General features: G+C 70.0%; 6 protein-coding genes and 1 pseudogene. 3 read left to right on the top strand and 4 right to left on the bottom strand.

The features are described 5' to 3' along the window. Together ADBZ6I_RS14810 and log are read right to left on the bottom strand one after the other, a co-directional pair. Positions 1-364 (bottom strand): AMP-binding protein (locus ADBZ6I_RS14810; RefSeq protein WP_526385122.1); only part of this gene is annotated, 364 nt, incomplete at its 3' end. Next, positions 348-932 (bottom strand): cytokinin riboside 5'-monophosphate phosphoribohydrolase, encoded by a 585-nt coding sequence (log, locus tag ADBZ6I_RS14805; RefSeq protein WP_526385120.1) that lies wholly within the window; start codon positions 930-932, stop codon positions 348-350. The genes log and ADBZ6I_RS14810, both read right to left, overlap by 17 nt. A gap of 49 nt (positions 933-981) precedes the next feature. Here log and ADBZ6I_RS14800 point away from each other — a divergent pair, with 49 nt between their 5' ends. Continuing rightward, positions 982-3,213 (top strand): AAA family ATPase, encoded by a 2,232-nt coding sequence (locus ADBZ6I_RS14800; RefSeq protein WP_526385118.1) that lies wholly within the window; start codon positions 982-984, stop codon positions 3,211-3,213. Here the strand turns inward: ADBZ6I_RS14800 and dapE are convergent. Further along, complete coding sequence (dapE, locus tag ADBZ6I_RS14795) at positions 3,210-4,271, bottom strand: succinyl-diaminopimelate desuccinylase (RefSeq protein WP_526385116.1); 1,062 nt, start codon at positions 4,269-4,271, stop codon at positions 3,210-3,212. The genes ADBZ6I_RS14800 and dapE overlap by 4 nt on opposite strands. Positions 4,272-4,276: 5 nt before the next feature. Here dapE and dapD point away from each other — a divergent pair, with 5 nt between their 5' ends. Continuing rightward, entirely contained in the window at positions 4,277-5,242 is a 966-nt protein-coding gene (gene dapD / locus ADBZ6I_RS14790; RefSeq protein WP_526385124.1) for a 2,3,4,5-tetrahydropyridine-2,6-dicarboxylate N-succinyltransferase, read from the top strand. Positions 5,243-5,313: 71 nt separating this feature from the next. Here dapD and ADBZ6I_RS14785 read toward each other — a convergent pair whose 3' ends face one another. Beyond that, positions 5,314-6,711 (bottom strand): acyl-CoA synthetase, encoded by a 1,398-nt coding sequence (locus ADBZ6I_RS14785; RefSeq protein WP_526385114.1) that lies wholly within the window; start codon positions 6,709-6,711, stop codon positions 5,314-5,316. Positions 6,712-6,748: 37 nt separating this feature from the next. On the opposite strand from ADBZ6I_RS14785, the pseudogene ADBZ6I_RS14780 reads away from it, so the two are divergent. Next, positions 6,749-7,006: pseudogene (locus ADBZ6I_RS14780) on the top strand (hypothetical protein); the annotation flags it as partial.

The following is a 7,006-nucleotide window of genomic DNA, read 5'->3' as shown; positions in this document are numbered from 1 at the left end:
CCCCACTCTTGACCGCAGCCAGCATCATCAACACCGCGTCCGGAGAGTTGCGCAGCATGATGCCCACCACGTTGCCGCGTCGCACCCCATGGTCGGCCAGTACGGCGGCATACCGGTTCGCGGTCTCGTTGGCCTCGCGGTAGGTGATCCTCTCGTCGCCGAACCGGATGAAGATGCGGTCACCATGGCGAGCGGCCCGGTCCTGGAACACCTTTCCGATCGAGGTCTTGGAGGTGGGTAGCGCCAGCAACCCGGTGAGCGCGCCGCGCACGATCACCGGGGCATCCATCACCACCGACGGCAGGCGGGTGGCCAGATCGAACAGCCCCACCGAGTGCTTGGTCTGGTCAGCCTTGTCGGGCATCGTCCGGACTCCTTCCCGTGCCGCCGGCATGGTTCAACGCACTCTCGACGTCGTGCACGACCACCAGCCGATCCAGCGCGGCTTTGTTGACGTACCCGTCGTCGACCAGCCCATGCAGCCAGCGCAGCAATCCCTCGTAATGCCCGAACGGGTCGAGCAGGACCAGCGGCTTGTCATGCATTCCGAGATACCCGGCGGTCCAGCTCTCGAAAAGCTCTTCCAGCGTGCCGATTCCGCCGGGCAGCGCCAGGAACGCATCGGCGCGGTCCTCCATGAATTGTTTGCGCTGGCGCATGGTGTCGGTGACCACCAACTCGTCGGCGTCGACGTCGGCAACCTCACGGTGCACCAGAGCCTTGGGAATCACGCCGACGGTGCGGCCGCCGCGGGAGCGAGCGCCTTGGGCAACCGCACCCATGGCCGACACATTGCCGCCACCGGACACCAGGCTCCAGCCCCGTTCGGCGATCCCCTCACCCACCCGCCGCGCCAGACTCAGCAATTCGGGTTGGTGGGCGCTGGCGGCGCAGTACACACACACCGCCCATTCGGACTCCGGAACTGCCACAGGTCGAAACTAGACCAGATGGCCGACGGGCCACCTAAAGTCGGTCCCTATGCCGCTCATCACACCGTGGCCCACTGTCCTGCGACCTGTCGTGGATCGGCTGGTCGACGTCATCGCGCAAGATCATTCGGGCGGAGTAGCCCTGCTGGGCAACGAGGGCGTCGGCAAAACCACCATCGCGCAGCTGGTCGCCGACCGACTGGGACTCGGCGACCCGGTGTGGGTGGTCGGCACGCACGCGCAGTCGTCGGTTCCCTTCGGCGCCTTCGGACCGTTACTGGACGTCCAGGAAGCCGGAAAGCCCGCCGAGCTGATGGCCAGGGCAGCTGAATCGGTTCTGCGCCAAGCGAACTCGGCACCGATCATCGTCGACAACGCCCGGCTGCTCGATCCGCTGTCGGCCAGCCTGGTCTACCGACTTGCCAAGGAGGAGGCATCGCGCCCCGCCGGGAGCCCGGTGATCGTGACGGTGCGGTCGGTGTTGCGGGTACCGCAGGTGGTCAGCGCACTGTGGGGCGACGGCCTGTTGGACCGCGTCGATGTGATCCCGATGGACAGCGACGAGACCGCCGCGCTGGTGGCCGCTGCGGGCGGCGGCGACGCGGCAAACCTCTACCGCCACAGCTCCGGCAATCCGCTGCACCTTCGCATGCTGCTCACCACCGGCAGCACCGAAGAGACGTTGGCCGGCGCCATCGACCACTACCTGAGGGGGCTCACGCAAGAGGTGCGCACCGCACTCGGCCACCTTTGCGTCTTCGAGCCGTTGTCGCGGGCGGACCTCGTCGCGGTGACCAGCGAATCGGCGGTGCAGGCGGCCACCGAGGCAGGCGCCGTCGCCGTGCACCGCTCGCTCGCCTACGCCGGCCACCCGCTGTTCCTCGAGCGGATGGCCGCGATCCTGGATCGGTCCGAGATTCAGCGGTTCCGCACCGCCGTCGCCGCCCAACTGGCCACCACACCGAGCCGCACCCCGGCCGACCGGCTGGGCCGGACCGTGATCGCGCTACAGGGCGAGGGGCCGGTGGACGGCACCGCCGTGGTCGCCGCCGCGCAGGAGGCCCTGCAACTGGGTGACATCGGACTGGCCGAACGACTCGCCCGCGGGGCGCTGGATCGCGGCGAGAGCTTCGACGCCCGGCTGACTCTGAGCTCCGCGCTGGGCCTGCAGGGCCGTGGCCGGGAGGCCGACGCCGTCCTTGCCGACATGGACACCGCGCGCATGTCCGAACAGCAGATCATCGCCTGGGCGATGCCGCGGGCGGCCAACCAGTTCTGGATGCTCAACGAGCCCGAGCGGGCCGTCATCTTCCTGCACAACGTCCGCCGCCAGTTGGGCGAGAAGTCCTCGCACCTCACCCTCGACGCGCTGTCGGGCACCTTCGCCATGAACGCCGGAAATATCCGCAAGGCCGTGGAGATCGCCGACGAGGTGCTCTCCCACGCCGACGCCCCCGACGACGCGGTGGCGTGGGCCGCCAGCGCCGATGCGTTGTGCTCGGCGCGGATGGGCCGTTTCGAGGCGGTCACCCCGGCGGTCAAGCGAGCGCTGGGCGTCGAACACCCCGGGATCCTGCGATTCACCCTCGGTCTTGCCGAGACCTCGACGCTGCTGATGGCCGCCAAGCTTGACGAGGCCGAGGAAGCCGCCCGCCGCTACACCGATTTCTCCGAGTCGACACAGCCCGGCCGGGCGGTCGGCGAGGTGCTGCTGAGCCAGGTGCTGCTGGCCCGCGGCGACGCCGCGGCCGCCGCGGAACTGCTCAAGCCCGCGGCCGCCAACCTGGCCCGCACCGGCTACTCGTGGGGGCCGCTGGCGCTGAACTACCTGACGACAGCGCTGGGATATCTGGGCGACATTCCCGAGTCTGCCAAGGCGCTGGCGCGCGCCCAGTCCCGGCACTGCACCAAGTCGGCGATGTTCGCCCCCGAGCTGGGCATAGCGCGGGCCTGGCGGCTGGCCACCATCGGCGACCGGCCGGCCGCGATCACCGCGGCCCGCGACGCCGCGCGAACGGCCAAGCGCGGCGGCCAGTTTGCGGTGGCCGTGCGGGGCTGGCACGAAGCGACCCGACTGGGCGACCGGCGCGCCGCGGCATCCCTCGAAGTGATCGCCGAATCGGTGCCGTGCGCCTACACCGACCTGGCGCTGGCTCATGCCCGGGCGCTGGCCGCCGGCGACGCGGCCGCGCTGTCCGCGGCCGCCGAAGAGCTGGCGACTGCAGGCTTCAAGGGCGCCGCGGCCGACGCGGCGCGGCAAGCCAAGGATGTCGACAGCTAACCGCCGAGGTAGCGCCGCAAGGTCGCGGTGACGACGCCGATCTGGGCCACCGACACCCATTCGTCTCGGCGGTGCGCCAGATTGGGGTCGCCCGGGCCGTAGTTGACGGCCGGGATGCCCAGGGCTGCGAAGCGGGCCACATCGGTCCAGCCGAACTTGGCGCGGACCATGCCGTCGGCGGCGTCCGCCAGTGCCGCCGCGGGGGGATGGTGCAGCCCGGGCAGTGCGCCGGGCGCTGAATCCGTCTGCTCCAGTGCGACGTCGAGCCCGTCGAATACCTCCCGCACATGCGCCAGCGCAGCCGCCGGCGTCCGGTCCGGGGCGAACCGGAAGTTCACCGTCACCGAGGCGGCATCGGGAATGACGTTGCCGGCCACTCCACCGTCGACCCGGACCGCAGAGAGACCTTCCCGGTAGGTGCAGCCGTCGATGTCGACCACCCGACCGTCATAGGCCGCCAGCCTCTCCAGCACCGGCGCCAGTCTGTGAATAGCGTTGTCGCCCAACCAGGATCGCGCCGAATGGGCACGGGTACCGGTAGCCGACAGCACCACCCGCAGCGTGCCCTGACAGCCGGCCTCGATGTAGCCGCCGGACGGCTCGCCCAGGATCGCGACGTCGGCGCGCAGCCAGTCCGGAAGTTCACGCTCGATACGGCCGAGGCCGTTGGCGCTGGCCTCGATCTCTTCGCAGTCGTAGAAGATCAGGGTGACGTCGTGCACCGGTTCGGCGACAGTGGCCGCCAGGTGCAGGAACACCGCGTCACCGGACTTCATGTCCGAGGCCCCGCAGCCGTAGATGTGGTCGGCGTCGCGCCGCGCCGGCACGTTGTCGGCGATCGGCACGGTGTCGAGGTGGCCGGCCAAAATCACCCGCGAGGGCCGGCCGAAGTTGGTGCGGGCCAGCACCGCGTCGCCGTTGCGGACCACCTCATACGAGGTCTGCCCGCGCAGCGCCGCCTCCACCTCGTCGGCGATGCGCTTCTCATCGCGCGACACACTCGGGATGTCGATGAGGGCGGCGGTGAGCACAGCGGGGTCGGCGCGCAGGTCCAGCACAACTGATCAGGCTAGTACGGTGTAGCACCGTGACAGCTGCAGCGGGGTTCGGACTGGCCACCATCACCGACGACGGCACCGTGCTGGACGCCTGGTTCCCCGATCCGGAACTGGGTGCCTACAGCCCGTCAGGCACCACCCGGCTCGGCGCCGACGACGTGGCCGACGAGTACGCGGCGCTGTCCGGACCGGACCCCGACCGGGGCGTCGAGGTGGTGCCGATCCGCACCGTCACCGTGCTGGCGGAGAAACCCGTCGACACCTATGACGCCTATCTGCGGCTGCACTTGATCTCGCATCGGCTGGTCGAACCGCACGGGCTGAACCTCGATGGAGTCTTCGGTGCACTGACCAACGTGGTGTGGACCAACTACGGGCCCTGCCGCATCGACGGCTTCGAGACGATCCGGATGCGGCTGCGCCGGCGCGGACCGGTCACGGTGTACGGGGTGGACAAGTTCCCCCGGATGGTCGACTACGTAGTCCCCACCGGGGTGCGCATCGCCGACGCCGACCGGGTCCGGCTGGGCGCGCACCTGGCGCCCGGCACCACGGTGATGCACGAGGGCTTCGTGAACTTCAACGCCGGCACCCTGGGCGCCTCGATGGTGGAGGGCCGGATTTCGGCAGGCGTGGTGGTCGGTGACGGCTCGGATGTCGGCGGTGGCGCGTCGATCATGGGCACCCTCTCCGGGGGCGGCACCGAGGTGATCTCGGTGGGCAAACGCTGCCTGCTGGGCGCCAACTCCGGCCTTGGCATCTCGCTGGGGGACGACTGCGTGGTCGAGGCCGGGCTGTACGTCACCGCAGGTACCAAGGTGACCATGTCCGACGGGGCGACGGTCAAGGCCCGTGAACTGTCCGGTGCGAACAACCTTCTGTTCCGGCGCAATTCGACCACCGGTGCGGTGGAGGTGGTGGCCCGCGACGGATCGGGCATCACGCTTAATCAGGCGCTGCACGCGAACTGATTTCCCGCGAGCGTGCCTGTCGGCCCGCCGACACGCCGGGCGGGCGCGCGGTTTCCGCACGCTCGCCGCGGCTAGCGCAGCTCTTTCTTCATCACCTTGCCCATGGCGTTGCGGGGCAGTGACTCCACCACGCGCACTTCCCGCGGCCGTTTATGCGCCGAAAGCTGCTGCCCCACATAGTCGATGAGCGCCTCCGGCGAGGCGTCGCCCACGATGAACGCCACGATCCGCTGGCCGAGGTCCTCGTCGGGAAGCCCCACCACCGCCACCTCGGCGACACCGGGATGGCCCAGCAGGGCGGTCTCGATCTCCCCCGCGCCGATCCGGTAACCGCCGGACTTGATCAGGTCCACCGATTCCCGGCCGACGATGCGGTGCATGCCGTCAGCGCCGATGACGGCGGCATCCCCGGTGCGGTACCAGCCGTCCGGTGCCAGCGCGGCCGCGGTGGCGTCGGGCCGGTTGAGGTAGCCGTCGAACACCGTCGGGGTCAGAACCTGAAGGCTGCCAATGGTTTCCCCGTCGTTGGGCACCGGGGAGTCGTCCTCGGCGACCAGCCGGGTCTGCATTCCCTGCAGCGGCAGGCCGACCCAGCCGGGCCGACGCTCCCCGTCGGCCCGGGTGCTGACGGTGATCAGAGTCTCGGTGCAGCCATAGCGTTCCACCGGGGCGTGGCCGGTCAGCTCGGCCAGCCGCTGAAAAACCGGGACCGGCAGGGCGGCGCTTCCGGAGACCAGCAGCCGGGCGCCGGCCAGCGCTCGGGCCGATTCGCTGTCGGCGACCACCCGCGACCACACGGTGGGCACGCCGAAGTACAGCGTTCCCCCGGCGGCGGCGTAGGCCTGCGGGGTGGGTTTGCCGGTGTGCACGAACCGATTGCCCACCCGCAGCGAGCCCAGCAGCCCGAGGACCAAGCCGTGCACGTGGAACAGCGGAAGCCCGTGCACCAAAGTGTCGTCCGGCGTCCACTGCCAGGCCTGGGCCAGCGCGTCGATGTCGGCGGCCACGGCGGCGCGGCTGAGCACCGCGCCCTTGGGCGGCCCGGTGGTTCCGGAGGTGTACATCACCATCGCCGGGCGGTGCGGCGCGGGCTCCGGGTAGCGGTGCCAGGACCGGGCGTGTAACCGCACCGGCACATGCGGCAGACCAGCGGAGTCCGCCGGCTTCTCCCCGAGCCATGCCTGGGCTCCGGAGTCGGTGAGGATGTGTGTCTGCTCGGCGAGCCCGACGTCGGCCGGCACCGGGACGAAGGGCACCCCCGCGATCAGGCATCCAGTGACGGCGAGCACCGTCGATGCGGTGGGCGTGGCCAGCACCGCGATGCGCGAGGCCCCGCCGACCCGCTCGGCGACCGACGTCGCCGCACCCACAAGGTCGCCGCGGGACAGGGTGGCACCGTCGATGCGCACCGCGTCACCGAGGTCTGCTCCGGCGGCCACTGCGGCAGGGTTCAACGACGCCAGCAACACCCCGCGAGGCTACCCCGACACCCATGTGGGGGCCGTCATGCGGGAAGCCGCGCTGCCAGGCCTGAAAAACAGACCGAAAAAGTTTTTCATCCGATTCGGTAACACTGTGATCCGTGTTACCGATGAGACATCTGTCATGCCCAATTTTGGCGGTGAAGGGGTCACCATGAAGGTTATCGGTCGTGTTCTGGTGGCGCTGTCCGCCGCGGTTGCGGCGACGCTCGCCGTTCCGGGCACCGCTCAGGCGGGGATGGACAACCAAATGAGTCTGGTCGACGGCGGCGGCCGCACCATG

The organism is Mycobacterium sp., from assembly GCF_044342925.1.
In the GTDB taxonomy this organism is placed as follows: Bacteria; Actinomycetota; Actinomycetes; order Mycobacteriales; family Mycobacteriaceae; genus Mycobacterium.
The sequence above is the reverse complement of the archived record's forward strand: the minus strand, read 5'-3'. Positions and strand labels throughout refer to the sequence as shown.

Bases quoted from the DNA above. Each gene is read 5' to 3' on its own strand.
- ADBZ6I_RS14800 (WP_526385118.1), top strand. From the start codon at position 982: ATGCCGCTCATCACACCGTGGCCCACTGTCCTGCGACCTGTCGTGGAT.